Origin of the sequence: Palleronia caenipelagi, assembly GCF_007004065.1 — a bacterium.
Lineage (GTDB): Bacteria > Pseudomonadota > Alphaproteobacteria > Rhodobacterales > Rhodobacteraceae > Palleronia > Palleronia caenipelagi.
Genome location: NZ_VFSV01000004.1, coordinates 128,793 through 153,452 on the forward strand (window position 1 = coordinate 128,793; position 24,660 = coordinate 153,452).

Here is a 24,660-nt window from a genome sequence, read left to right on the forward strand (position 1 = left end):
GTCTTATCCCTTTACCGAGCCTGCGGTCAGGCCCTTTGTCATGAAGCGTTCGAGCCCCAGAAACAGAGCCATGATCGGCACCGTTGCCACAACCGAGCCCGCCATCAGGTGCTGGCGTGGAATTTCCGAGGAGTTGAGCGAAGAGATCCCCCGCGTCAGGGTGAATTTCGACGGATCATCCAGCAGCATGAAGGCCAGCAGAAATTCGTTCCACGCGATCATGAAGACATAAAGGCTGACTGAGGCGAGCGCCGGCAGGGCGAGTGGCAAGGTAATCTTCCAGATCACCGCGAGGCGCGACAGCCCGTCCATCAGGCCCGCTTCTTCGACCTCATAGGGCAGGCCCCGGAAATAGCCTTGCAGCATGTAGAGCGCCACAGGGATCGTGGTGACCGGGTAGATCAGCAGAATTCCGACGAAGGTGTTTCTGAGCCCGGTCATGGAAAACGCGATGTAGATCGGCAGGGCCAGCACGATGATCGGCACCATATAGATCAGGAGGATCGAGCGGGAAAACAGCGCTTGCCCTTTGAACCTCAGCCGCGCGACCGCGTAGGCGCCGGGGATCGAAAAGGCCAGCGTGATCACAACGGTGAGGACCGAGATGATCAGAGAATTCAGCAGGTACGTGCCGAAATTGAAGTCGCGGAACAGCTCCACATAGGAGCGGAACAGCCCCCAGCCCTGAGACAGGTCCAGCGAGAAATCGAGCGGGTTGGCGACGAGCTGCTGCTGGTTCTTCAGGCTGGTCATCACCATCACGTAAAACGGGATCGCGACGATGGCGGTGAAGAAGATGTATCCGAAGCCGGTCAGGAACCGGATGACGGCGTCCTCGAATTCGTGACGGGTGAGGGGGCCACTGGGCAGATCCCCATAGATGATCCGCATGCCGCCAAGGAAAGCCAAGCTCAGGGTGAGAATACTAAGAATGGCCGAAGGGCTGAAAATGTCAGCATCGAACGCGAGCGAACCAATCTGATAATTCGAAAAATAACCCATCACAGCGGCGAAGAGAGGCACATTGATCAACAGAGAGCGGGGACGGTCATAGGGTCTTCCAAAGACGAGCCCCCATAGAGTGCAATACCAAAGCTGCGGTCGGAACGCCTCACCGGTCGCAAAGGACATGACCACAGCGATGGTCGTCGCCACGGTGAGCATCCACAGGGCGCCGAGGATCGCGCCGGTGAGCCAGCCCCAGTAGAACAGTTTCATAGCCCCTCCTCCCGGCTCATGACGCGGAAGAAGAAGACGGAGAACAACAGGAGACACAGGAAGATCACCACGGCCACCGCCGCCCCCGCGCCGATGTTGGAGATCGCAAAGGCCTGCTCATAGACATCCACCGTCAGCGTCCGGGTGCCCGCATTGCCGCCCGTCAGCAGGAAAATGTCGTCGAACTTGTTGAAGGTCCAGATGAAGCGCAACAGGAACAGCACCGACAGGATCCCGAGGAGCTGCGGCAGGCTCAGATACCAGAACTTCTGGAACGGCGAGGCGCCATCCATGTCGGCGGCCTCGTACATCTCGCTGTCGATGCTCTGCATCCGCGCGAGGATGAACAGGAAGGACAGCGGGAAATAGCGCCAGATCTCGAACACCGTTACCATAATCAGCGCCAAAGGCTTTTCCCCGAAGAAATTGATCGCCTCCTCGGTCACGCCCATCTGGATCAGCAGCGCGTTGGCCGAGCCCGAGAATGGGTCGAACAGGATCAGCCACGAAAACGCCACCGCGATGATCGGCGCCACATAGGGAAAGAGGTAGAGGCCGCGCAGAATCCCCTGCCCCTTGAAGGATTTGTTCAGTAGCAGCGCCGCCATCAGGCCCACCACCAGCGCGCCTACTGTGCCAAAGATCGTGTAGAACAGAGTCACGCCGAGCACGTTCAGGAACTGGCCCCCGTCGAACACCTTGCGAAAGTTTTCGGTGGTGAAGGTCAGGTTGGTCAGGACGTTGGGCGCGGTGCCCCGGATCTGAGGCTCGCTGAGCTCGACCAGTTCTTCGGCATGCTCCGGGTCATCGGCCTCCACCGCAAAGCGCAAGCGATCCCGGAACCCTCCCGGCACGCTGTCAAAGCTACAGATCAGACCCGCGTCGTTCAGGTGGCACGGCCCCGGCAACGCTCCCGCCACACGCACACCTTCGGGCAGGGTGTCGGTCAGCACCACATTGCGGATTTCGACGTCCTGACTGGAATTCCGAAGGCGGTATTCGACCGTCAGCGCCCCGTCGCGGTCGCGCAGGCTCTCGCGGATGAGGACCTGTGGCGGGCGCAGATCGGCAAGGCCGATGGGCTTGAAACTGATCCAGAACACCGCGAGCAGCGGCAGGACCACCACCGCAGCAACGCTGATCAGCGTTGGCGCCAGCAAACCCCAGGCCAGCCGGGCTTCGCGTCTTGCCAGCGGTGTCATGCCCTTGGGTGGGCTGGGTGTCATGGGCGACCCGGTCTTGTTCGTTGGTGGTGAGGCGCCGCCCGACGAGGGCGACGCATCCGGTCAGTTATTCGATGGCCGACAGTTCGTCATTCATCGCAGCGACAGCAGCGCCCGCATCAATCTCGCCATCGATATACTGGCGCACGATACGGTTGATCGCCTGACTGTTGATCATCTTTGACGCAAGTGCAAGTTGTCCTTCCTGCACGCCCCAGCGCTGGGCCACGTCGAGGCCACCGACAATCTCGTCGATCATCTCCTGCGCGTAGAGATCCCCCAGCGGGGCCTTACGATCCACGCCTACCGGCAGGGTCGCCCACAACTCGGTGAAGGCGGTGGGATTGTCCGCATTACCCTTCCGCACCGGGAATTTCCCCTCTGGCGCGATGGACAGCGTCTGGCCGTAGCCTTCGTCCATGGAGAATTTCACGAATTCCATGGCGGCGTCTGTTTCGGCGTCTGCCGTGATGCCGAAGAATCGCACATCCGCCCAAGCCGCGCCGTCCGGGTTCGAGGGACCCGAGAAGTTCGTGACGATGCCGGTCTTCGACGCCAGCTCCGACGAGGTCGGATCATCGTTGATCGTCGGCGGAGCGCTGTCGCGCAGACCCGCGAGCTCGTCGAGGATGAAGGGCGACCAGATGATCATCGCCGCATCGCCCGAGAAATAGAGCGTGCGGGACTGATCCCAGTAGAGATCGCCTTCGGGCGAGGCATCGGCGATGGACTTGTAGAACTCCAGAACCTCGATGGTCTTCGCCTCGTCCAGCGTCTGGAAACCATCGGGACCCACGGGCGAGACGCCATTGGCGAGGAACACATGCTCCAGCACCTGGCTCATGAAGTTCTCGTCCACTTTCGTCGCGGCCACGAACCCGTACATCTCCGGCGGGTTGTGCAGGGCCTCCAGCGCGGCGCGGACGTTGTCATAGGAGGTCGGCGGCTCCAGTCCCTTCTCCTCGAACAGGTCCTTGCGGTACACGATCATCTGTGTCCAGCCATCGACCGGGATCGAGGCCACGTCGCCGTCGAAATCGGCCATCTCCAGCACGCCGGGGGCAAAGGTATCTCGACCGAGCGCGTCCACCGCCTCGGTCGCAGCCTCGGTATCGAGAATCCCCGCCTCGGCCCAGGGCAGAGCGTATTGCAGCGGATGGTAGATCACGTCAGGCAGGTCGCCGGCGGCAAAGGCCGCGGTGGTGCGCGTACCAAGGTCAGATTCAGTGACCGGGATCACCTCGACCTCAACACCGGATGCTTCAGCGAAGTCAGCCGCCATCTGCTGCTGCTTTTCCAGACGCTCCGGCTGTTCTTCGGTGGTCCAGAACTGGATTGTCTCAGCAGAAACGGCGCCAGCGGCGATCAGCGCGGTCAGGGCTGTTCCCGCCCACCAAATGGATGTCTTCTTCATTATGTCCTCCCTGTGAAAACTGTTCGGATCGCCGAGGGCGCCTTGCCGTGAGAGCCGCGCGACAGGAACGTTGGCGTGTCCAGTTCCAGATGCGGCCCGGATAGCGTCCCATTGACCTGTGCAATCAGCAATTCCGCGAGGCGCTGGCCAGCGCGCCGGACGTCCACCCGGTAGGTGGATAGCGCCGGATCTACGAGGTCTGCCTCGGTAATTCCGTCGTATGAAATGATGGAGAAATCGTCGCCGATCCGCAGGCCGCGGTCGTGGGCGATGATGTAGGCCCCCAGAGCGGCACGATCCATCATGTAGATGAGCGCCGTCGCTCCCCGGTCGAGCAGGTCTGCCGCTGCGGTTGCCCCGGCGGACTGGGTGATGGCGTATTGGGAAATAAGCTTTCTGTCGTCCGCCAGTCCAGCCTCGCGAAGACCTTCGCGGTAGCCGCGTTCGCGGGTGGCGGCGTAGGTGCTGCCGGGTGCCCCCGGAATCAGGCCGATCCGACGATGACCCAGTGCTGCAAGACGCCGGACAGCGTCCTGCATCGCGGCAGCGCCATCGACATCGTAACACACCGAGGTCCCCGCGCTCTGATCCCGGCCAAAAAGAACGTACGGCACTTCAAGCGCCGAGAGAAACATCACCCGGGTGTCCATTGATTTAACGCGCGGCAGCACGAAGCCATCAGCCTTATTGTCGCGGACCAGACGCTCGATCACCCGGAGCATATCTTCATTGCCGTGTGCTGCTGCAACGGTCAGGGAAAACCCGTGGACAGAGGCGGCATCGGACAGGCCGCCAAGAAAATCGGCCAGAAATGGTTGTTGCTGGTCAGCGTCCCGGCGCTGAATCACCAGCCCGATTGCGCTGCATTTGCCGGTGCGCAAACTCTGCGCCTGCGCCATCGGACGATAACCAAGTTCTTTGGCAGCGCGCCGGACCTTTTCTCGTGTCGCCTCGGAAATATCGGGATATCCGTTCAGTGCGCGCGACACGGTCCCTTTGCTCAGGCCCAGATGGGCGGCAACGTCAGACAAGCGCACCTTGGACCGTCTCAACTTCTCGTTTGCGTTGTCCGGTGTCATAGTCGGTTCCCCACACACACCGTGATAAGGTATAGCCGAAATCGGTTTCGTAAAGAAATTTGTTGCGATCAGCTTTTTCTGCCTGGCTTCAGGCGGGGGCCAACGCCGCAGGCCACCAGACCGTCGGTAAAGAAATGTCACGGGGGTAGGATCGGGGCGGCATCTTCTCAGCGAGACCTGAAATCAGGCGACGCTTGTCAGAGGATCGATAACTTCCAGAGCACGCTCGTTGGCCAGATCGGCAGCATTGTCTTTGACGCCTGCCTGAGTGAAGGTGGTCGCCATGCCCGGTTTGGTGTCCAGATCGTGCGCTTTCATCACGAGATTGCCGTAATCCACGGTATTGATGGCGACGGTGCGCAGTTTGGCACCGCAGAAGTAGCGCAACCCTCCGAAACGCTGTCTTGCGGGTCAGTGATCGCGGACGTCCCGGACCCATGCAATGATGGCACGCCGCGCCTCCGGCTCCATCTCGATCGCGCTCGGCGGGGGCATGGCGTGGCTGAGACCGGCTTGCAGATAGATCTGCTCCGCATGGCGGGCCACGTCGCTCTCGGTCTCCAGAACGACATTCTTGGGCGCGCGCCGGATTCCGTCCCATGATGGGTCCCGCGCGTGACACATGGAGCAGTTGCCGACCACGGCGTAATAGGCCTCCTCGAAGCTGCCGACCGACGCGTATTTCTGCTCGTAGGTTGTCAGCGGACGGGCCTCTGCCTCCTCGTACGTGGCGCCCCCGGGAACCGTGGAGAGCCATGCGATGACCAGCATCAACACCGTCGTCACCCCCCATGTCCACAGCGGCCCATCGCCGGTCTTGTGCATGGTGTTGAAGTAATGCCGGATTGTAACCCCAGTCAGGAAGATCAGGCTGGCGATGATCCAGGCATATTCCGTGGCAAAGGCCAGCGGGTAGTGGTTCGAGAGCATCAGGAACACGACCGGCAGGGTCAGGTAGTTGTTGTGGGTCGAACGGACTTTGGCGATCTTGCCGTATTTCGCGTCCGGGGTGCGGCCCGCCTTCAGATCCGCCACCACGATGCGCTGGTTTGGCATGATCTGAAAGAACACGTTCGCGGTCATGATTGTCGCGGTGAAGGCGCCCAGATGCAGCAACGCGGCGCGACCCGTGAAGATCTGGTTATAGCCCCACGACATCCCGACAAGGATCAGAAACAGCAGGAGCATCAGGACGGTCGGTCGATCCGCCAGACGCGACTTGCACAGCGCGTCATAGGCGAGCCAGCCGAGAGTAAGTGACCCGCCGGAGATGAGGATGCCCTGCCACAGCGCCAGATCGGCCTTGGTCGGATCCAGCAGGAACAGTTCCCCGCCCACCCAGTAGACGATCATCAGGAGCGCCGCACCCGACAGCCAGGTCGTATAGCTCTGCCATTTATGCCAGGTCAGGTGCTCCGGGATCTCCGCAGGGGCGACGAGGTATTTCACCGTGTGGTAAAATCCGCCGCCGTGGACCTCCCATTCCTCGCCATAGGCGCCCGCGGGCAGGGCGGAGTTGGGCTTGAGCATCAGGTCCAGCGCGATGAAATAAAACGACGCACCGATCCACGCCATCGCGGTAATCACATGCAGCCAGCGGACGCAAAACGCGATCCAGTCCCAAAGAATGGCCATTTCATACATGGCGGTCCTCCCCGAAGCCTGCCTCTTGCACACGCTATCCGACGATGGATTGTTCTGCTATTGTCGAAAAGCGCGAGGCAGCATCAAAGAAACCAGAAGAATGTCCTATCTCGACAATATCCGGACCTTTGTGCGGGTCTATGAGCTGGGCAGCATGTCGGCGGCGGGGCGGGATCTGCGGATTTCACCGGCGGTGACGTCCTCGCGGATTTCCCAGCTCGAAGAGCATCTCGGCGTGCGTCTGTTCCAGCGCACCACCCGAAGCCTGACGCCGACCGAGCAGGGGCAGTCCTTCTACCGCGGCGCCACCGAAATTCTCGAAGCGGTCGAAAGCGCCGAGGCGCAAATTGTGGATATCACCGAGAACCTGCGGGGGTCGCTCTATGTTGCGGCGCCCCTGGGGGTCGGGCGGCGACTGATTGCACCGCAAGTTCCTGATTTTCTCGAAACCTATCCCGAGGTCAGCATCCGCCTGCGTCTGAGTGACCGCAAGGTGGACCTGACCACCGAAGGACTCGATCTGGCGTTTTTTCTCGGCCAGCCCGAGGACAGCAATCTGCGCATCCGCAAGATCGCTGATGTGGCGCGCGTCCTCTGTGCGGCGCCGGACTATATCGCGCGACGAGGAATGCCTGAAAGCGGCGAGGATCTGGTGGACGGTGGGCATAACTGCCTGAACCTGCGCTTTCCCGGGGCGACAGAGTTCCAGTGGCTTCTGAGCACGCCCGATGGCCCGAAACGGTTTCGCGTGTCCGGTCGATTTGAGTCTGACGACGGAGACGTGCTGACCGACTGGGCGCTGGCAGGGCATGGTGTGGTGATGAAGCCTGTCTTTGAGATCGTCGACCACCTGCGGAGCGGTGCGCTTGTCCCCGTGGCTCAGAAGACCCCGCCTGAGCCGATCCAGATGGCTTGCCTCTTCACCCATCGGCGGCGGCAGGACCCGAAAACGCGGCTGTTCATGGAGTTCATGATCGACCGCATTTCCAAAGTGATAAAAGCTACCGCATCGGATTGAGGGGGCCCCTAGCTGCCGCGATAGGTCGAATAGCCAAACGGCGACAGCAGGAGCGGCACGTGGTAATGGGACGCCTCAGACATGCCGAAGCGGATCGGGATGACATCGAGGAACCGCGGGCTTTCTGGTGGGGTGCCGGTGGCGTCAAGATAGGCGCCTGCGTGGAAGACCAGCTCGTAGATACCGGTGGCAAACTCCGCGCTTGGCAGGATCTGCTCATCCGTCCGACCGTCCGCGTTGGTCGTCAGGGCGTTCAGCAAGTGCCGCCCGTTATCTTCGATCCGATAGAGCTCGATCCGCAGGCCCTGTGCAGGGCAGCCGCGGGCCGTGTCGAGCACGTGGGTTGTCAGGTAGCCGCTCATTGGTGAAATTCTCCTGAATGTCTGACCGTCACTCTACTGGTTCGGGATCGCGTGACAAAGCCGGACTGTCAGAAGCTCCTTTCTGATTTTTTTGAAAAACACCCGTGATTTTATGGATTATGCAATGGTGAGACAGAAGGAAACCGCCGTGACCCGATACCCCAGAGACATGACCGGTTATGGAGCGTACCCACCTGACCCCCAGTGGCCCGGCGGTGCGCGGATCGCCGTTCAGATCGTCCTGAACTACGAGGAAGGCGGCGAAAACAACGTGTTGCACGGGGACGCCGCATCTGAGGCGTTCCTGTCCGAGATCACCGGCGCCGCCCCTTGGCCGGGGCAGCGGCACTGGAATATGGAATCGATCTACGAATATGGCAGCCGCGCCGGGTTCTGGCGGGTCCACCGCCTGCTCGGCGATCTGCCGGTGACGGTCTACGGCGTGGCCACCGCTCTGGCCCGCGGACCGGAGCAGGTTGCGGCGATGAAATCCGCCGGGTGGGAGATCGCCAGCCACGGGCTGAAATGGATCGAGCATAAGGACATGAGCGCCGACGAAGAGCGCGCCCAGATCCGCGAGGCAATCCGGCTGCATACCGAGGTCGTAGGGGCTCCGCCCCGGGGTTGGTACACCGGGCGCTGCTCCATGAATACGGTTGACCTGGCAGCGGCAGAGGGTGAGTTCGCTTATATTGCCGACAGTTACGCAGATGACCTGCCCTACTGGGTGGAGGCAGGGGGCAAGGATCAGCTGATCGTACCCTACACCATGGATTGCAACGACATGCGCTTCGCCATTCAGGCGGGGTTCACCACGGGCGACCAGTTCGAGCGGTATCTCAAAGACAGCTTCGATATGCTCTATGCCGAAGGGGTCGCGGGTGCGTCGAAGATGATGTCCATCGGCCTTCACTGCCGTCTGGCGGGCCGTCCGGGGCGCGCCTTGGCGCTGAAGCGGGCGCTGGATCACATGCGGTCCCATGAAGGCGTCTGGTTCGCCACCCGCGAACAGATCGCCGACCACTGGGCGCGGGTGCACCCGCCGCAACCGCGTCTGCGGCCCTCGACCATGGAGCGGGAGGCGTTTGTGGCCGCGTTTGGCGGCGTGTTCGAGCACAGCCCTTGGATCGCCGAAGGAGCCTTCGAGATGGAGCTCGGCCCTGCGCACGACTCCGCTGCCGGGGTTCACAACGCGCTGGCGCGGGTGTTTCGCTCGGCGACGGAGGCGCAGCGCCTCGGTGTTCTGACCGCACACCCGGATCTGGCGGGCAAGCTCGCCGCTGCCGGGCGCCTGACCGCTGAGAGCACCGCGGAACAGGCCGGGGCCGGGCTCGATATGCTGACCGATGACGAGCGCGCGACCTTCACCCGGCTGAACACTGAGTACACGGAGAAGTTCGGTTTCCCCTTCATCATCGCGGTCAAGGACCACTCGAAGGCCAGCATTCTCGACGCCTTTCACCGACGCATCCGCAATGACCGGGAGACAGAGTTTGCCGAGGCATGCCGCCAGGTCGAGCGGATCGCTGAGCTGCGTCTGATCGAGAAGATGTCGTCTTGACGGAGACCATCCGCATACGCCCCCTGACAGCTGAGGCTTTTGCCCCGTTTGGGGATGTGCTCGACACGTCGGGCGTGCCCGACAAGATGATCAATGCCGGGCTCTGCGGGCGGTATCATGACCGGGCAAAACTCGATTTTGCAGACGGACGCGCCGGGATCAGCCTGTTCCACGCTGAGCTCCGGTCCCTGCCCCTGATCCTCGATCTGGTCGAGCGCCACCCCGACGGCAGTCAGGCCTTTCTGCCCATGAGCCTCGACCCGTTTCTTGTGATCGTCGCACCGGATCAGAACGGACAACCGGGTCAGCCAATGGCGTTTGAAACAGCGCCCGGTCAGGGTGTGAACTATCACCGGGGCACATGGCACGGGGTTCTGACCCCCCTCACCGCCCCCGGTCTCTTTGCCGTCGTGGACCGGATCGGTCCGGGCGCCAATCTCGAGGAGCACCGCTACACGCGGAAGATCCTCATAGACAGATAACCTTGCGCCCACCGGAGGAGGAGCCGGCTGTCGCAACATCAGGGAGGAAAAACCACCATGGCCGACGCATCCATAGGGACGCCGGAGCAGCTCCGCGATCCGAACTACACGCCCCCCATGGCCAAGGCTGTCCCGCTGGGGATCCAGCATGTGCTGGCCATGTTCGTCTCGAATGTCACCCCGGCCATCATCGTCTGTGGCGCGGCTGGGTTCGGATTTGGGTCAAACAGCCCCGACTTTCCGCAGATGATCTACATGATCCAGATGTCCATGTTCTTTGCGGGCGTGGCGACCCTGTTCCAGTCGGTGGGCGTTGGACCGGTGGGCGCGCGTCTGCCGATCGTTCAGGGGACGAGCTTTGCCTTCATCCCGATCATGATCCCGCTGGTCGCGGGCAAAGGCGTGGATGCCATGGCAGTGCTGATGGGCGGGGTCCTCGTAGGGGGGCTGTTCCACGCTGTGCTCGGCCTGTTCATCGGCAAGATCCGCTTCGCCCTGCCGCCGCTGGTCACGGGGCTCGTGGTCACGATGATCGGTCTGGCGCTGGTGAAAGTCGGTATCCAATACGCGGCTGGAGGCGTCCCCGCCATCGGCACGCCGGAATACGGCTCGGGGCTGAACTGGCTCATGGCTTGCACGGTGATTATCGTCACGCTCGCGCTGAAGTTCTTCGCCCGCGGAATGCTCTCCGTTTCCGCAGTTCTGATCGGTCTGCTGGCGGGCTATGCGCTGGCCTTTGTGCTGGGCCAGGTGAGCCTCGACAATGTGGGCCGCGCGGCGAGTTTCGCCCTGCCGAACCCGCTCCATTTCGGACTTGAGTTCTCTGCGGCGGCGATCATTGGCTTCTGCGCCATGGCCTTTGTCTCGGCGGTTGAAACCGTGGGCGACGTCTCCGGGATCACCAAAGGCGGCGCGGGTCGCGAGGCGACGGATAAGGAAATTCAGGGCGCGACCTTTGCAGATGGTCTGGGCACGGCGGTATCGGGCCTCTTTGGCGCTCTGCCCAACACCTCCTTCAGCCAGAATGTCGGCCTGATCGCCATGACGGGGGTCATGAGCCGGATGGTGGTCACCATTGGGGCGCTGTTCCTGATCCTCTGCGGTCTGGTGCCCAAAATCGGCGCGGTGATCTCCTCCATCCCCATCGAAGTGCTGGGCGGTGGTGTGATCGTCATGTTCGGCATGGTGGTCGCGGCGGGCATCTCGATGCTGTCTGATGTGAACTGGAACCGGCGCAACATGGTGATCTTTGCCATCGCTCTGTCGCTGGGTCTGGGGCTACAACTGGAACCGAATGCGCTGCAGTACCTGCCTGGGACGCTCAAAGTTCTGGCCACCTCGGGCATCCTGCCTGCCGCCCTGATCGCCATCGTTCTCAATCTGGTCCTGCCCGAAGAGCTGTCGGACGAGGCGACCGAGGAGGTCTCTGGTGGGCTGGCAGGCCATGGCACGGGGTCTCTCACCAAGGAAGACCGCGGCTAATCCCTGATGCCTGACATCAGGCCGGATCAAAGTGGCGCGAGTCGCTTTGATCTCATGGCTGAAGAATGGGGATCCTTTGCAGGTTTTGAGGACATGCACTCTTTTCTGTCAGGGCGTTTGGGCGACACTTTTTTTGGCACCGTCGCGTGCACCGGGAGTACCGATGACTAACAGCTATTATGCGCCACAAGGCGGACACCCGGGGCAGGAACAACTCCTGACGGACCGTGCCGTCTTTACCGAAGCTTATGCGGTGATCCCGCGCGGGACGATGCGGGACATCGTGACGAGCTTTCTGCCGTTCTGGGATGCGACCCGCCTCTGGGTCATCGCCCGCCCGATGAGCGGGTTTGCGGAGACCTTTTCCCATTACATCATGGAGGTGCAGCCCGGCGGTGGATCGGATCGGCCCGAGACGGACGCGCGGGCGGAGGCAGTGCTCTTCGTGGTGGAGGGCGAGGCGACCCTGACCGTCGAAGGCCAGACTCATAAACTGAAACCCGGCGGTTATGCCTATCTGCCACCGTCCGGCAACTGGGCTCTGCGCAATCGCGGTGACGGAGCGCTCCGGTTTCACTGGATCCGCAAGGCGTATCAAGCGGTTGAGGGCCTCGACACCCCCGACGTATTGATCCTGAACGAAAACGATATCACGCCGACCCCCATGCCCGGCACGGAGGGCAAGTGGGCGACGACCCGCTTTGTAGACCCGTCCGACCTGCGCCACGATATGCACGTGACCGTGGTCACCTTTGAGCCCGGCGCAGTGATCCCGTTTCTTGAGACGCATGTGATGGAACACGGGCTCTACGTGCTGGAGGGAAAGGCCGCCTACCGCCTCAACACGGATTGGGTTGAGGTCGAAGCGGGCGATTACATGTGGCTGCGCGCCTTCTGTCCGCAGGCCTGCTATGCCGGGGGACCGGGCCGGTTCCGCTACCTTCTCTACAAGGACGTGAACCGGCACATGACGCTCTGACCCGCCCGTCAGTCCGGCGGACTGCCTCCGATGGCGAGCGTCAGTTCTGCGGCCGCCTCGATCACCGCGCCACTTAGTTCGGCAATGCCCGCTTCGGTGACGCGGCTGGTCGGTCCGGAAACGGAGATTCCCGCAACGGCTTCGCGGGTCATGTCGAAGACCGGCGCCGCGATACACCGCATACCGGGATTCTTTTCCTCGTCATCCACCGAATATCCCCGCCGCCGGATCTCAGTCAGATCACGTTGCAGGGCCTCCGGGTCGGTAATCGTTCGCTCGGAAAAGCGCTCCATTCTGGCCGACGACAGGAGCCTGCCCAGCCGGGCCGCGTCCATATGCGCCAACAACGCCTTCCCGATCCCCGATGCATGCATGGGCGACAGGGTGCCGGGTGGGAAAAACGCGCGGATGGTGGCGTAGGTCTCGACCTGACTGATGAACAGCACGGACCCTTCCTTTTCGATGCCGAGATTGGCGGTTTCGCCCGTTGCCTCCATGAGCCGCCGCATGATCGGACGCGCGCGCTCCACGAGGCTGGTTCGCCGCAGAAACCGGGCGCCGATGGCGAAAGCCTGCGGACCAATATGCCAGACCTGATCCTCGGGGTCGAACTCCACCAGCCCCCGCCCCTCCAGCGTTACGAGGATCCGATAGACCGTGGCCGGGGATTGCCCGGTTTCCTCCGCCAGCGCGGTGAGCGGCTTGCCCTGTGCGAGGCTCAGGTACTCGAACACCTCCATGGCGCGATCGAGCGATTTTATCGTGTTCTGAGCGGTCTTGTCGTCCCAGCCCCTCGGGCGGCCACGGGCTCTGCGAAGGGGCGATTTTTGAGTCTCCATACGTCAATTTCTAACATTATGAAATGAGAATTCACAATATGAAAAATTTATGCTACTGAAAAGCATAAGAAATTTTGCAGACTGTACATTTTGAAACGTGATTTCAAAAATATAGCCCGATTAAAAAGGATTCGCTAACCTCTGTTTACGTTCCAAGGAGATCGTGCATGAGCTTCCAGAATCCCGTCTTCATCCCCGGCCCGACCAATATTCCAGAGGCGCTGCGCAAAGCCTGCGACATGCCGACCATCGACCACCGGTCGCCGCTTTTTGGTCAGATCCTGCACCCGGTCCGTGAAGGGGTGCGCAAGGTGCTGATGAGCGATAGTGCCGAAGTCTTTATCTTTCCGTCCACCGGAACCGGCGGCTGGGAGACCGCTCTTACCAACACACTCTCGCCGGGGGACAAGGTGCTGGCGGCGCGGAACGGCATGTTCTCTCATCGCTGGATAGATATGTGCCAACGCCACGGGCTCGATGTTCAGATTGTGGAGACCCCTTGGGGTGCGGGTATCCCCGCCGATCGCTACGAAGAGATTCTCACCGCAGACACGGCTCACGAGATCAAGGCGGTGCTGGCGACCCACAACGAGACGGCTACTGGCGTCCGCTCGGACATCGGGGCCATTCGCAAGGCACTGGATGCGGCAGACCACCCTGCACTGCTCTTCGTGGACGGGGTGTCCTCTATCGGCTCCATGGAGTTCCGCTTTGACGACTGGGGCGTGGATATTGCGGTGACCGGCTCCCAAAAGGGCTTCATGCTGCCTGCGGGGCTCGCCATTGTCGGGTTCAGCGCCAGGGCGATGAAGGCCACTGAGACCGCCACGCTGCCCCGCACCTTCTTCGATGTGCATGACATGTCGAAAGGCTATGCCGCGAACGCCTATCCCTACACACCCGCCGTCGGCCTGATGAACGGGCTGAACGAGGCCTGTCGGATGCTCCTCGATGAGGGACTCGACAATGTCTTTGCGCGCCATCACCGCATCGCCGAAGGGGTGCGCGCCGCTGTCCGAGCGTGGGGGATGGAGTTGTGCGCCACTGATCCGTCCGTTTACTCCGACACCGTCAGCGCGATCCGCACACCCGAGGGGTTCAACGCCACAGAAATCGTCACACATGCTGCCGAAACCTATGGTGTCGCCTTTGGCGTCGGTCTGGGCGAGGTCGCGGGCAAGGTCTTCCGCATCGGCCATCTGGGGAGCCTCACGGATGTAATGACTCTCTCCGGACTGGCAACGGCGGAAATGTGCATGGCCGATCTGGGACTCGATATTCAACTCGGCTCAGGCGTCGCCGCCGCGCAGGACTATTATCGCAGCCACCGCGCTGCCAGGAAAAGGGAGGCCGCGTGATGGCGGATCTGGATCTTCCGACCTATGAGGACATGCTGGCCGCCCATGAGCGGATCAAACCTCACATCCGCCGCACTCCCGTCCGCACCTCGGATTATCTGAGCGAGCTTGCGGGTTGTGAGCTGTTTTTCAAATGCGAGAACTTTCAGGAACCCGGCGCTTTCAAGGTCCGGGGCGCGACCAACGCGGTGTATGGCCTTGATGACGCGCAGGCCGCCAAAGGCGTCGCGACCCATTCTTCGGGCAACCACGCCTCCTGCCTCAGCTACGCGGCGATGAAGCGCGGCATTCCCTGCAACGTTGTCATGCCCCGCACCGCTCCGCAGGCCAAAAAGGACACGGTGCGCCGCTATGGCGGCAAGATCACGGAGTGCGAACCCTCGACCACCTCGCGCGAGGCAACCTTTGCCGAGGTACAGGCCGCCACCGGGGGCGATTTCGTCCATCCTTATAACGACCCGCGGGTGATCGCCGGTCAGGGGACCTGTTCCAAAGAGTTCATGGAGCAGACTGGTGGGCTCGACATGGTGGTTGCGCCCATCGGTGGCGGCGGCATGGTGTCGGGCACCTGCCTGACCCTTTCGACGCTGGCCCCCGAGACGCAGATCATCGCCGCCGAGCCTGAGCAGGCGGATGACGCCTATCGCAGTTTCAAGGCCGGACATATCATCGCCGATGACGCACCCAAGACCATCGCGGACGGCCTCCTCGTGCCGCTAAAAGAGCGCACCTGGCATTTCGTCTCGAACCACGTCTCCGAGATCTACACCGCCTCGGAGCAAGAGATCATCGACGCGATGAAGCTCACGTGGAAGCATCTGCGCATCGTGATGGAGCCGTCTTCTGCGGTGCCGCTGGCCGTGGTGCTGAAGAACCCCGACGCCTTCCGGGCTAAGCGCGTGGGGTTGATCATCACCGGCGGCAACGTCGATCTCGATAAGCTGCCCTGGCTCACCGCCGCCTGATTTACCTTCTGACATAGGAGCACGGACATGAAAGACATGACCAATCTCGACGACTTCGAAGTGGGCTATAACATCCCGGCCAAGCCCGGCATGGACGAGGCCGAGATCCAGACCCCCTGTCTGGTGCTCGACCTCGACGCGCTGGAACGCAACATCAAGAAGATGGGCGACTACGCCAAGGCTCACGGGATGCGCCACCGCACCCATGGCAAGATGCACAAATCCGTGGATGTGCAGAAACTCCAGCAGGAACTGGGCGGGTCCTGTGGCGTCTGCTGTCAGAAGGTTTCCGAGGCCGAGGTCTTTGCCCGGGGCGGGATCAAGGATGTCCTGGTCTCCAATCAGGTCCGCGAGCCTGCCAAGATCGACCGCCTCGCCCGGATGCCGAAGCTGGGCGCGCGCACAATCTGCTGCGTGGACGACGTGGCGAATGTTGCTGATCTGTCGGAGGCGGCGGTGCGGCACGGCACCCAGATTGAATGTCTGGTGGAAATCGACTGTGGCGCGGGCCGCTGCGGGGTTACGAGCACCCCCGCTGTGGTTGAGATCGCCAAGGCCATCGACGCGGCCGAGGGCCTGAAATTCGCCGGGATTCAAGCCTATCAGGGGGCTATGCAGCACCTCGACGACTACAATGAGCGCAAGGCGAAGATCGACATCGCCGTGGCCATGGTCAAGGATGCCGTGGATACGCTGAAGGCCGAGGGCCTCGCGTGCGATATTGTCGGCGGCGGGGGCACGGGCTCTTACTATTTCGAGTCGAATTCAGGCGTATATAACGAGCTGCAATGCGGCTCCTACGCCTTCATGGACGCCGATTACGGGCGGATCCTCGATCAGGACGGCAAGCGGATTGATCAGGGCGAATGGGAGAACGCAATGTTCATCCTCACCTCCGTGATGAGCCACGCCAAGGCCGACAAGGCCATCGTCGATGCCGGGTTGAAGGCCCAGTCCGTCGATAGCGGCCTGCCGGTTATCCATGGGCGGGATGACGTGGAATACGTGAAATGCTCCGACGAGCACGGCGTTGTGATGGACCCGCAAGGGGTTCTGAAGGTCAATGACAAGCTCAAGCTCGTGCCCGGCCATTGCGACCCCACCGCCAACGTCCATGACTGGTACGTGGGTGTCAGAGGCGGCAAAGTGGAATGCGTCTGGCCGGTCTCGGCCCGCGGCCACGCCTACTGACGTATTGAACACGGAAGGCCGGGCCCGGGACGGGTCCGGAAGCCGCCCCTCGTGTATGCTCTCCTTCCGGCAGTGGCACAGGGGCGCACGACATTCCTGCACCGGAGACTGACATGCTGATCGTACCCGAACGCGACATTGCCGATCTGATGACCCGGGAGGCGGCGTTTGCGGCCGTCGAGAAGGTCTTTGCCGCCATGGCCTCGGGCGACGCCTCGAATTTTCCGGTGGTCCGGGAGGCGCTCGGTCATGAGGACGCGCTCTATGGCTTTAAGGGTGGCTTTGACCGGGCCGGGTTGACCCTCGGGCTGAAAGCCGGGGGCTACTGGCCCAATAATCTGGAGCGACGCGGGCTGATCAACCACCAGTCCACGGTGTTCCTCTTCGATCCGGATACGGGCAAGGTCAGCGCCATGGTGGGCGGCAACCTTCTGACCGCGTTACGCACCGCCGCCGCGTCTTCGGTTTCGATCCGCCATCTGGCGCGACCCGACGCCAAAGTCCTCGGCATGGTCGGGGCGGGTCATCAGGCGACCTTCCAGCTTCGTGCGGCGCTGGAGCAGCGCGACTTTGAGAAGGTCATCGGCTGGAACTACCACCCTGAGATGCTGCCCAATATTGAAAAGGTCGCCGCCGAGGCCGGCGTACCCTTCGAGGCGGTAGAACTCTCCGGCATGACCGAGGCGGATGTGATCATCACGATCACCAGCGCGTTCTCGCCCTCCCTGATGGCCGATCATGTAAGTTCCGGCACGCACCTCGCCTGCATGGGCACGGATACAAAGGGCAAGCAGGAGGTCGAAGCCTCCCTCCTCGCCCGCGCCACTGTCTTTGCCGATGAGGTCGCCCAGTCCATCAGCATCGGCGAGGCGCAGCATGCGATCACCGGGGGTCAGATCACCGAGGCCGACGTGACCCAGATCGGTGATGTGATCAACGGCACTCATCCGGGCCGCAGCTCAGACGACGAGATCACCCTGTTCGACGGCACGGGTGTGGGTCTGCAAGATCTGGCCGTCGCCGCCGCTGTGGTCGATCTGGCCGTGCAAAAAGGCCTCGCCATCGAGGTCGATTTCTAGGCGTTTCGCCCCATGGTCGAAAAAGACAGGATTTCAATCACCAGCCTGTCGAGCGTGTCAAAGGAGGTGGCGTCCGAAGCGACAGCCTCCGGGATCAGCGAAAACTCGGTGCAGGCGATCATTTGCACTTCGGCTCCGCGGTCGAGTAACTCCGCCGAAGCCCGTGCAAGAGCGTGCCGCGCTTCGGGTTGAGGGCCATCTGCCTTGATCTGGCGGATTGCGCCGAGTGTCGCGTCCTCGTTTTGCGGGTAGAGCGCCGTCAGCCCGTACCTTTCCAGCGCGGCCTCGAACAGCGCCACCTTGCGCACCGCAGGCGACCCCAGGATCCCCACCGAGCTTCCCGGTTCGCTGACGCGTGCCGCGTGGGCGGCAGAGAGGGCGATCATGTCGAGAAACGGCACCCCGACCGCCGCCTTGATTGCGCCCGCGTAATGGTGCGCGGTGTTGCAGGGCATGGCCAGTGCCTCGGCGCCACCGGCCACGAGGCGTTGCGCCATCTCCGCGAGGACCGGACCGGGATCTGCGCCGGTGCCTTCGATCAGATGGGCGATGCGTGAGGGTACCTGTGGGTTCTGATCCACGATCAGCGGGATGTGGTCGGCATCATCGGTCGCCGTGACCCCGGCCAGCACCTTTTGCATGATGAGGAGCGTCGCTTCCGGTCCCATGCCTCCGAGAATTCCGACGCGCCTCACGGGGTAACCTCCACGGAAGCTACGGAATCTGCGGCTTCGACGATCAACTCCCCCAACAACGCGCAATCCTCAAGGCTGAAGGTCAGAGGCAGGCGCATGTCGAACAAGCCTGAGAGAATGGCGTCCGTGGCGGGCAGCTTTTGGGGGGCAACGTAGCGCCAGCTGTGATGGTCGGAGGTAAAACCCACCGGCTCCGCCGCGCCGAACCATTTTATCTCAACACCGCGCTCTGCGAGGCCCGCCACAAAGGACCGCGCCGTTTCAGGGGTAATCCCCGGCAGGCGAAACTGGATCGAGGAGCCCACATAGCGCTCCACAGACGGGCGCGCTGGCACACGGATGGCAGTGCAGCGGGTCAGCATCCGGGCGATCAGATCGTGGCGGGCGTTCCAGGCGTCGATATTTGCTTCGAGTTCTCTCAATTGCGGACGCAGGATGGCGGCGCGGAGATTGTCCATCCGGGCCGACATGTTCGGGGTCTCGAGGCGGATCTGGTCATAGACTTCTGATGCCGGACCCGCGCCATGTCGGGCATACATCATGTAAGAGCCCGAGAGCATCGTCGCCCGCGCCATGAACTCTGCGTCATCAGACGTCAGCAAGCCGCCTTCGCCGGAGTTGATGTGCTTGTAGGTCTGGGTGCTGAAACACCCCGCCAGCCCGAAATTTCCTGATTTTCGTCCGTTCCAGCTGGCTCCCATCGTGTGCGCGCAATCCTCAATCACGGTGAGGGAGAGGCGATCCGCCAGTTCCGCCAGCCGCTCCATGTCGCAAAGATGACCGCGCATGTGGGACAACAGGACATGCCGCGCGCCACTTTGGCTTGCCTTTCGTTCCAGATCCTCAAGGTCGAGGACGAGATCGGGGGTGATCTCCACCAGAACCGCTTGCCCGCCAATGGCCGCGATCGCGCCGGGAACAGGTGCGAGGGTGAAGCTGTTGGTCAGCACCGGATCGCCGGGCGCCACCCCGGCGGCGCGTAGGGCGATCTGCATCGCCTGACCGCCCGAAGCTACAGCGAGGCAGTAGGGGGCACCCTGCCACTCTGCATATTCCCGCTCCAGCAGCATGGTCTCGCTCAGCTCGTCACCGAGGGTGTTGTAGCGGTGCAGCCGTCCCGTCCGCATGACGGCCATCGCCGCATCCATCGCAGCGTCGGGGATTGGTGCTTGTTGGGTGAAGCTCTTGGTGAATCGCGTCTGTGCCATGATCTCAGCAAAGGCCCCGCTCAGAACCGCCGACGATGGCCCGCTGGATCTTCTGTCCGACTCCGTCTGTTGCGTTCCACGACGTCAGGCCCCGGCACCGGTGCGATTGTGGTGTGGCAGACATGGCGACCCCCTCTGAAACCCGTCTGAATAAACGCTGGCACAACAGGCCCTCTCTGGCCAATAATAAAGTTTCAGGTTCCCGTGTTGGACTACGACCCGATCCTTTGCCTTGCGACGAACGCTGTCATGACCTCCGCCAGCACCGAGGCCGCAATCACCTGCGGACGCTTGTCCATAACGGTATCGCCAATGGGGCAGTGCAGGGCGCTCAGCTCTGCATCTCCGCCCTGGTCGCGATGCCAGTTGGCAAATTGCGCGCGTTTGCTGCGAGAGCCGATCATGCCCACATAGGCGGCATCGCCCCGCTCCAGCACCGCTGCGGTCAGAAGGAAGTCGAGCGCGTGGTCATGGGTCAGCACGACGAATGCGCTGCCCGGCGGGGCCGCGCGGATTTCGGCTTCGGGAAGGGCGGTTAACCGCGTCTCGACCGATGCGGCGCAACGCTCAAGTTGGTCGGCGCGGGAATCAATCAGGAGGCAGCGGACCGGCATGTGCTGGAACAGATCCGCCAGTGCCCGCCCGATATGCCCGGCACCGAGCACGCAGACATGCGGTTGCGCAGCGTCGGACGCTACGGCGCGGGCGAGGGCGTCGGCCCGCGCTGACGCGTCCATGGCGTGCAGCGTCAGCCAGACCCGTCCCCCGCAACATTGGCCGATTTCCGGCCCGAGAGGCAGCTCCAGATCGCGCCGTGTCTCTGTCGTCTCCAGCATCTTACGGGCGGCACTGATCGCCAGATATTCCAGTTGTCCCCCGCCGATCGTGCCCAGAGCAGCATCTCTGGCGACGAGCATCTCGGCGTCTTCGTCGCGGGGGGTGGAGCCTGACACACGTGTAATTTTGATATGGATAACTGCGGGATGGGTGGCAAAGAAAGCCGACAAGCTGGCCGTGCTGCCTGCCATTTCTCAGCCTCTCAACCGCGAGACGGCCATCAGGATGCGCTCGGGCGTCGCGGGGGTGTCGAGCCGTGGGCACTCGCGGTAATTTGCCACGGACGCGACCGCCATGGACAACGCTTCAAGCACCGAGATCCCCAGCATGAAGGGCGGTTCGCCGACGGCCTTGGAACGCCTGATAGTGGGTTCCCTGTTCTCGGACCAGTCGGCGAGGTTCACGTTGAAGATGCGCGGGCGGTCTGAGGCCAGTGGGATCTTGTAGGTGGAGGGCGCATGGGTCCGCAGCCGACCGGCCTCGTCCCACCAGAGTTCCTCGGTGGTCAGCCAGCCCATGCCCTGCACAAAGGCCCCCTCGACCTGCCCGCGATCCAACGCCGGGTTCAGCGACCGACCCACATCATGGAGGATATCCGTCCGCTCGATCCGGTATTCGCCGGTCAGCGTGTCGATGGTCACCTCGGAACAGGCGGCGCCATAGGCGAAATAATAGAACGGACGGCCCTGACCCTTGTTCCGGTCCCAGTGGATTTTGGGCGTTTTGTAGAACCCGGCGGCTGAGAGCTGGATGCGGGCGAGATAGGCTTCTTTGATCAGTGTCTCAAAGGACAGCACCTCCGACCCGATCCGAACCTGACCCGCTTCAAAACTCACATCCTCCGCCGCAACGCCCCATTTCCCGGCGGCGAAACCGGCCAGCCGTTCCTTGATCTGGCGAACCGCGTCGAGCGCGGCCATAGCGTTCAGGTCGGTGCCGCTGGAGGCCGCCGTGGCGGAGGTGTTCGGGACCTTTTCCGTCGTTGTCGCGGTGATCCGCACCTGCTCAAGGGGCACCCCAAACGCATCGGCCACCACCTGCGCAACCTTGGTGTTCAGCCCCTGCCCCATCTCGGTGCCGCCATGGTTCAGGTGGATCGAGCCGTCCTTATAGACATGGACCAGCGCACCGGCCTGATTGTACCAGGTCGCGGTAAAGGAGATGCCGAATTTCACCGGTGTTAGCGCAATGCCGCGTCGCAACACCGGGGAGTTGCGGTTATAATCAAGGATCTCCTGCCGCCGGGCGCGATAGGCGCAGCTCTGTTCCAGCTCCCCCACCAGCCGGTCGAGAATATTGTCCTCCACCTCCTGATGATAGGGCGTCAGGTTCCACCCCTCGCAGCCGTAGAAATTCGCCTTGCGCACGTCGAGCGGGTCCTGCCCCGTGGCATAGGCAATTTCCTCGATCATCCGCTCGGCGGCGATCACCCCCTGCGGCCCGCCAAAGCCGCGAAAGGCCGTGTTGGAGACCGTGTTGGTCTTCATCGGGTGGCTGGACAGGCGCACATGGGGATAGAAATAGGCATTGTCGGCGTGAAACAGGGCGCGGTCGGTGACGGGGCCGGAGAGGTCCGCCGAAAAGCCGCAGCGGGCGCGGAAATCGCCCTCGACTGCGGTGATCCGCCCCTGATCGTCAAAGCCGACCTCGTAATCGATGACAAAATCGTGGCGCTTCCCTGTGGCGGTCATGTCCTGATCGCGGTCGGGGCGGATCTTGACCGGGCGGTTCCACGTTTTTGCCGCCATGGCGGCGACGACGCAGAACAGGTTCATCTGGGTTTCCTTGCCGCCGAACCCGCCGCCCAGACGCCGCACATTGACCACCACTGCATGGGCGGGCACACCAAGAGCCTGCGCTACCATCTGTTGCACCTCGGACGGGTGCTGCGTCGAGGAATGAACTGTGACCTCATCATCCTCGCCCGGAATCGCGAGAGCGATTTGCCCTTCGAGATACATGTGGTCCTGCCCGCCGACCTGCATCTGCCCCTTGATCCGGCGGGGTGCGGTGGCCAGCGCGGCCTCGGCATCTCCCCGGGTGAGGGTTAGCGGCGGGGTGACGAAGGGATAGCCCGCAGCCTCAGCCGTCAGCGGATCGAGCGCGTGGGCCAGGGGATCGCAGATGACTTTGGCCAGCGCCGCCGCCCGCCGCGCCTGATCCCGTGTTTCAGCGACGACCGCAAAGAGTGGCTGGCCATGGAATTCGATCCTGTCGGTCGGAAAGACCGGCTCATCCCCCGATCCCGTCGGGCTGATGTCGTTCAGCCCCGGTACGTCCTCTGCCGTCAGGATGCCGACCACGCCGGGCGCGGCGCGGACATCGGTCAGGTCGATCTCGCGCAACGTGGCGTGGGCGACATCCGAGACTCCGAGATAGGCGTGCAGCGCGCCTTCGGGCAGGGGCAGGTCATCCGTGTACCGGGCTGCGCCGGTGACGTGCTTCGTAGCGCTGTCGTGGATTCGGTCCGCCGTCGTCATGCCAGAGCCTCCATGGCGGTGTCGAGGCGTACCGGCGCGCCCTCCTGTTCCAGCCAGAACCGCCGGAGCAGGTTCTGTGCCGCCAGCATCCGATACTCCGCCGAGGCGCGCCAATCGGTGAGCGGGGTAAAGTCCTGCGACAACGCCTCTGCCGCGGCCTCGAAACTCTTGCGTGCCCAAGGCTCGCCCACCAGCATCGCCTCGGCCTGAGCCGCCCGTTTGGGCGTTGCGGCCATGCCACCAAAGGCAAGCCGCGCGTCGGTGATGATGTCGTCTTGCACCGTCACCCGGATCCCGACCGCGACGGCCGAGATATCCTCGTCCCGGCGTTTGGAGATCTTGTAGGCGGCGATGCGATCATCTGGGCCGGGCAGGGGGACCGCGATGCTCTCGACAAACTCGTCGGGCGCGCGGTCCTGCTGGCCGTAATCGATAAAGAACGCCTCAAGCGGCAGCCTGCGGCGTTCCGCACCCTGACGGAGGGTGATCGACGCGCCAAGCGCGATGAGCACGGGCGGCGTGTCGCCGATGGGCGAACCATTGGCGATATTGCCGCCGACCGTTCCCATATTCCGCACTTGCCAGCCACCGATGCGCGACCAGTACTCCGAGAGAACCGGGATGTGGTCACACAGAACCTGCTGGCAATCGGTGTAGCTGGCCCCGGCGCCAATCCGCAGCGCGCCGTCGTCTCGGGTGATCGTCTTCAGCGCGTCGAGATGGCCGGTGAAAATCGCGGGGCCGATGGGGCGCAGGTGCTTGGTCACCCAGAGGCCGACATCGGTGGCACCCGCGACAAGTGTCGCCGCCGGATTCTCCAGCAGACAGTCCGCCAGATCGTCGACGCTGGCGGGCAGGATGGCGCGATCGCCGGGAGGGCCCGTGACGATCCGATCTTCAGTCTTGAGATCACGCAGGCGGGCGGCGATGGTCTCTCGTTCTTGCACAAGATGGTCCGCCGCTGGTCTGCCGTAGCGCGACAGTGCCAGAGCCGCGTCGATAATCGGCGCATAGCCGGTGCAGCGGCAGAGGTTGCCCTGCAACGCCGTCTCGATCTGCGCCACGGTGGGCTCCGGCACCTCCATCCACAGCCCATAGAGTGCCATGACAAAACCCGGCGTGCAAAACCCGCACTGGCTGGCATGGTGGTCCACCATAGCTTGCTGCACAGGGTGGAGCTGTCCGTCAGGCCCGGAGAGATGTTCGACCGTGACCACGTGACAGCCATGCACCGAGGCAAGGAAGCGGATGCAGGCATTGACCGGCGCATATCTCAGCCCGGACGGGGTGAGCCGACCCACGAGCACGGTACAGGCCCCGCAATCGCCTTCGGCACAGCCTTCCTTGGTGCCCGTCAGGCGCTGATCCAAACGCAGGTAGTCCAGAAGAGTCTGGCTGGCGCCGACCTCGCGCAACGACACGTCTTTGTCATTGAGACGAAAGCAGATTTCGCTGCGATGTGTCATGCTCACCTCTCTCTGGATGCCGGATGGGCGCAGTGGTTCCGGCAATTAGGAGGGAAGCTTGCCAAAAATAGCAATTGCTT

Annotated in this window: 22 protein-coding genes; 9 read left to right on the plus strand and 13 right to left on the minus strand. The window is 62.6% G+C overall.

The genetic code is table 11. The annotated features are described in order from the left end of the window. Positions 1-3: 3 nt before the first annotated feature. The 6 genes from FEV53_RS03515 to FEV53_RS03540 all read right to left on the minus strand — a co-directional run bounded on the left by FEV53_RS03515 (position 4) and on the right by FEV53_RS03540 (position 6,578). Positions 4-1,218 (minus strand): carbohydrate ABC transporter permease, encoded by a 1,215-nt coding sequence (locus FEV53_RS03515; RefSeq protein WP_142833434.1) that lies wholly within the window; start codon positions 1,216-1,218, stop codon positions 4-6. Beyond that, positions 1,215-2,444 (minus strand): carbohydrate ABC transporter permease, encoded by a 1,230-nt coding sequence (locus FEV53_RS03520; RefSeq protein ID WP_142833435.1) that lies wholly within the window; start codon positions 2,442-2,444, stop codon positions 1,215-1,217. The genes FEV53_RS03515 and FEV53_RS03520 overlap by 4 nt, the downstream gene beginning before the upstream one ends. Positions 2,445-2,508: 64 nt before the next feature. After that, positions 2,509-3,855: an ABC transporter substrate-binding protein gene (locus FEV53_RS03525; protein WP_142833436.1), complete on the minus strand. Its 1,347-nt coding sequence runs from the start codon at positions 3,853-3,855 to the stop codon at positions 2,509-2,511. Next, positions 3,855-4,934: a LacI family DNA-binding transcriptional regulator gene (locus FEV53_RS03530; RefSeq protein WP_142833437.1), complete on the minus strand. Its 1,080-nt coding sequence runs from the start codon at positions 4,932-4,934 to the stop codon at positions 3,855-3,857. The genes FEV53_RS03525 and FEV53_RS03530 overlap by 1 nt, the downstream gene beginning before the upstream one ends. A gap of 183 nt (positions 4,935-5,117) precedes the next feature. Next, entirely contained in the window at positions 5,118-5,321 is a 204-nt protein-coding gene (locus FEV53_RS03535; RefSeq protein WP_142833438.1) for a hypothetical protein, read from the minus strand. A gap of 24 nt (positions 5,322-5,345) precedes the next feature. After that, a complete protein-coding gene (locus tag FEV53_RS03540; protein WP_142833439.1) occupies positions 5,346-6,578 on the minus strand; it encodes a urate hydroxylase PuuD in 1,233 nt (410 codons plus the stop codon). Positions 6,579-6,678: 100 nt separating this feature from the next. On the opposite strand from FEV53_RS03540, the gene FEV53_RS03545 reads away from it, so the two are divergent. Further along, positions 6,679-7,596, plus strand: a complete 918-nt coding sequence (locus tag FEV53_RS03545) for a LysR family transcriptional regulator (RefSeq protein WP_142833440.1) — start codon at positions 6,679-6,681, stop codon at positions 7,594-7,596. Between the two features lie 8 nt (positions 7,597-7,604). On the opposite strand, the gene uraH is transcribed toward FEV53_RS03545, so the two are convergent. Next, on the minus strand, positions 7,605-7,958 hold the full coding sequence (uraH, locus tag FEV53_RS03550) for a hydroxyisourate hydrolase (protein WP_142833441.1): 354 nt from the start codon (positions 7,956-7,958) through the stop codon (positions 7,605-7,607). Positions 7,959-8,106: 148 nt separating this feature from the next. Between uraH and puuE the strand changes: the two genes are divergently transcribed. The 4 genes from puuE (at position 8,107) to FEV53_RS03570 (ending at position 12,462) form a co-directional block, all read left to right on the plus strand. Then, complete coding sequence (gene puuE / locus FEV53_RS03555) at positions 8,107-9,519, plus strand: allantoinase PuuE (RefSeq protein WP_246100720.1); 1,413 nt, start codon at positions 8,107-8,109, stop codon at positions 9,517-9,519. Continuing rightward, on the plus strand, positions 9,516-10,001 hold the full coding sequence (locus FEV53_RS03560) for an ureidoglycolate lyase (RefSeq protein ID WP_142833443.1): 486 nt from the start codon (positions 9,516-9,518) through the stop codon (positions 9,999-10,001). Before puuE ends, FEV53_RS03560 begins: the two co-directional genes overlap by 4 nt. A 57-nt stretch (positions 10,002-10,058) precedes the next feature. Then, positions 10,059-11,483, plus strand: a complete 1,425-nt coding sequence (locus tag FEV53_RS03565) for a uracil-xanthine permease family protein (protein WP_142833444.1) — start codon at positions 10,059-10,061, stop codon at positions 11,481-11,483. A gap of 163 nt (positions 11,484-11,646) precedes the next feature. Then, positions 11,647-12,462: a bifunctional allantoicase/(S)-ureidoglycine aminohydrolase gene (locus FEV53_RS03570; protein WP_142833445.1), complete on the plus strand. Its 816-nt coding sequence runs from the start codon at positions 11,647-11,649 to the stop codon at positions 12,460-12,462. An 8-nt stretch (positions 12,463-12,470) separates the two neighbouring features. Here the strand turns inward: FEV53_RS03570 and bhcR are convergent, their stop codons facing one another. Beyond that, entirely contained in the window at positions 12,471-13,301 is an 831-nt protein-coding gene (gene bhcR, locus FEV53_RS03575; protein WP_142833446.1) for an HTH-type transcriptional regulator BhcR, read from the minus strand. Between the two features lie 167 nt (positions 13,302-13,468). On the opposite strand from bhcR, the gene bhcA reads away from it, so the two are divergent. The 4 genes from bhcA to bhcD all read left to right on the plus strand — a co-directional run bounded on the left by bhcA (position 13,469) and on the right by bhcD (position 17,894). After that, a complete protein-coding gene (gene bhcA / locus FEV53_RS03580) occupies positions 13,469-14,659 on the plus strand; it encodes an L-aspartate--glyoxylate aminotransferase BhcA (RefSeq protein WP_142833447.1) in 1,191 nt (396 codons plus the stop codon). Beyond that, positions 14,659-15,624 carry a beta-hydroxyaspartate dehydratase BhcB gene (gene bhcB / locus FEV53_RS03585; RefSeq protein WP_142833448.1) on the plus strand — a complete coding sequence of 322 codons (966 nt, stop codon included), beginning with the start codon at positions 14,659-14,661 and terminating at the stop codon, positions 15,622-15,624. Before bhcA ends, bhcB begins: the two co-directional genes overlap by 1 nt. A 27-nt stretch (positions 15,625-15,651) precedes the next feature. After that, positions 15,652-16,815: a 3-hydroxy-D-aspartate aldolase BhcC gene (gene bhcC, locus FEV53_RS03590; RefSeq protein ID WP_142833449.1), complete on the plus strand. Its 1,164-nt coding sequence runs from the start codon at positions 15,652-15,654 to the stop codon at positions 16,813-16,815. Positions 16,816-16,928: 113 nt separating this feature from the next. Continuing rightward, on the plus strand, positions 16,929-17,894 hold the full coding sequence (bhcD, locus tag FEV53_RS03595; RefSeq protein ID WP_142833450.1) for an iminosuccinate reductase BhcD: 966 nt from the start codon (positions 16,929-16,931) through the stop codon (positions 17,892-17,894). Here bhcD and cuyB read toward each other — a convergent pair. The 5 genes from cuyB to xdhA form a co-directional block, all read right to left on the minus strand. After that, positions 17,891-18,589, minus strand: a complete 699-nt coding sequence (gene cuyB, locus FEV53_RS03600; protein WP_142833451.1) for a cysteate racemase — start codon at positions 18,587-18,589, stop codon at positions 17,891-17,893. The genes bhcD and cuyB overlap by 4 nt on opposite strands. After that, positions 18,586-19,797: a DegT/DnrJ/EryC1/StrS family aminotransferase gene (locus FEV53_RS03605; protein WP_142833452.1), complete on the minus strand. Its 1,212-nt coding sequence runs from the start codon at positions 19,795-19,797 to the stop codon at positions 18,586-18,588. The genes cuyB and FEV53_RS03605 overlap by 4 nt, the downstream gene beginning before the upstream one ends. Before the next feature lie 212 nt (positions 19,798-20,009). Next, on the minus strand, positions 20,010-20,825 hold the full coding sequence (gene xdhC / locus FEV53_RS03610) for a xanthine dehydrogenase accessory protein XdhC (protein WP_142833453.1): 816 nt from the start codon (positions 20,823-20,825) through the stop codon (positions 20,010-20,012). Between the two features lie 3 nt (positions 20,826-20,828). Further along, on the minus strand, positions 20,829-23,114 hold the full coding sequence (xdhB, locus tag FEV53_RS03615) for a xanthine dehydrogenase molybdopterin binding subunit (RefSeq protein ID WP_142833454.1): 2,286 nt from the start codon (positions 23,112-23,114) through the stop codon (positions 20,829-20,831). Continuing rightward, positions 23,111-24,580: a xanthine dehydrogenase small subunit gene (gene xdhA, locus FEV53_RS03620; protein ID WP_142833455.1), complete on the minus strand. Its 1,470-nt coding sequence runs from the start codon at positions 24,578-24,580 to the stop codon at positions 23,111-23,113. The genes xdhB and xdhA overlap by 4 nt, the downstream gene beginning before the upstream one ends. Positions 24,581-24,660: the final 80 nt, after the last annotated feature.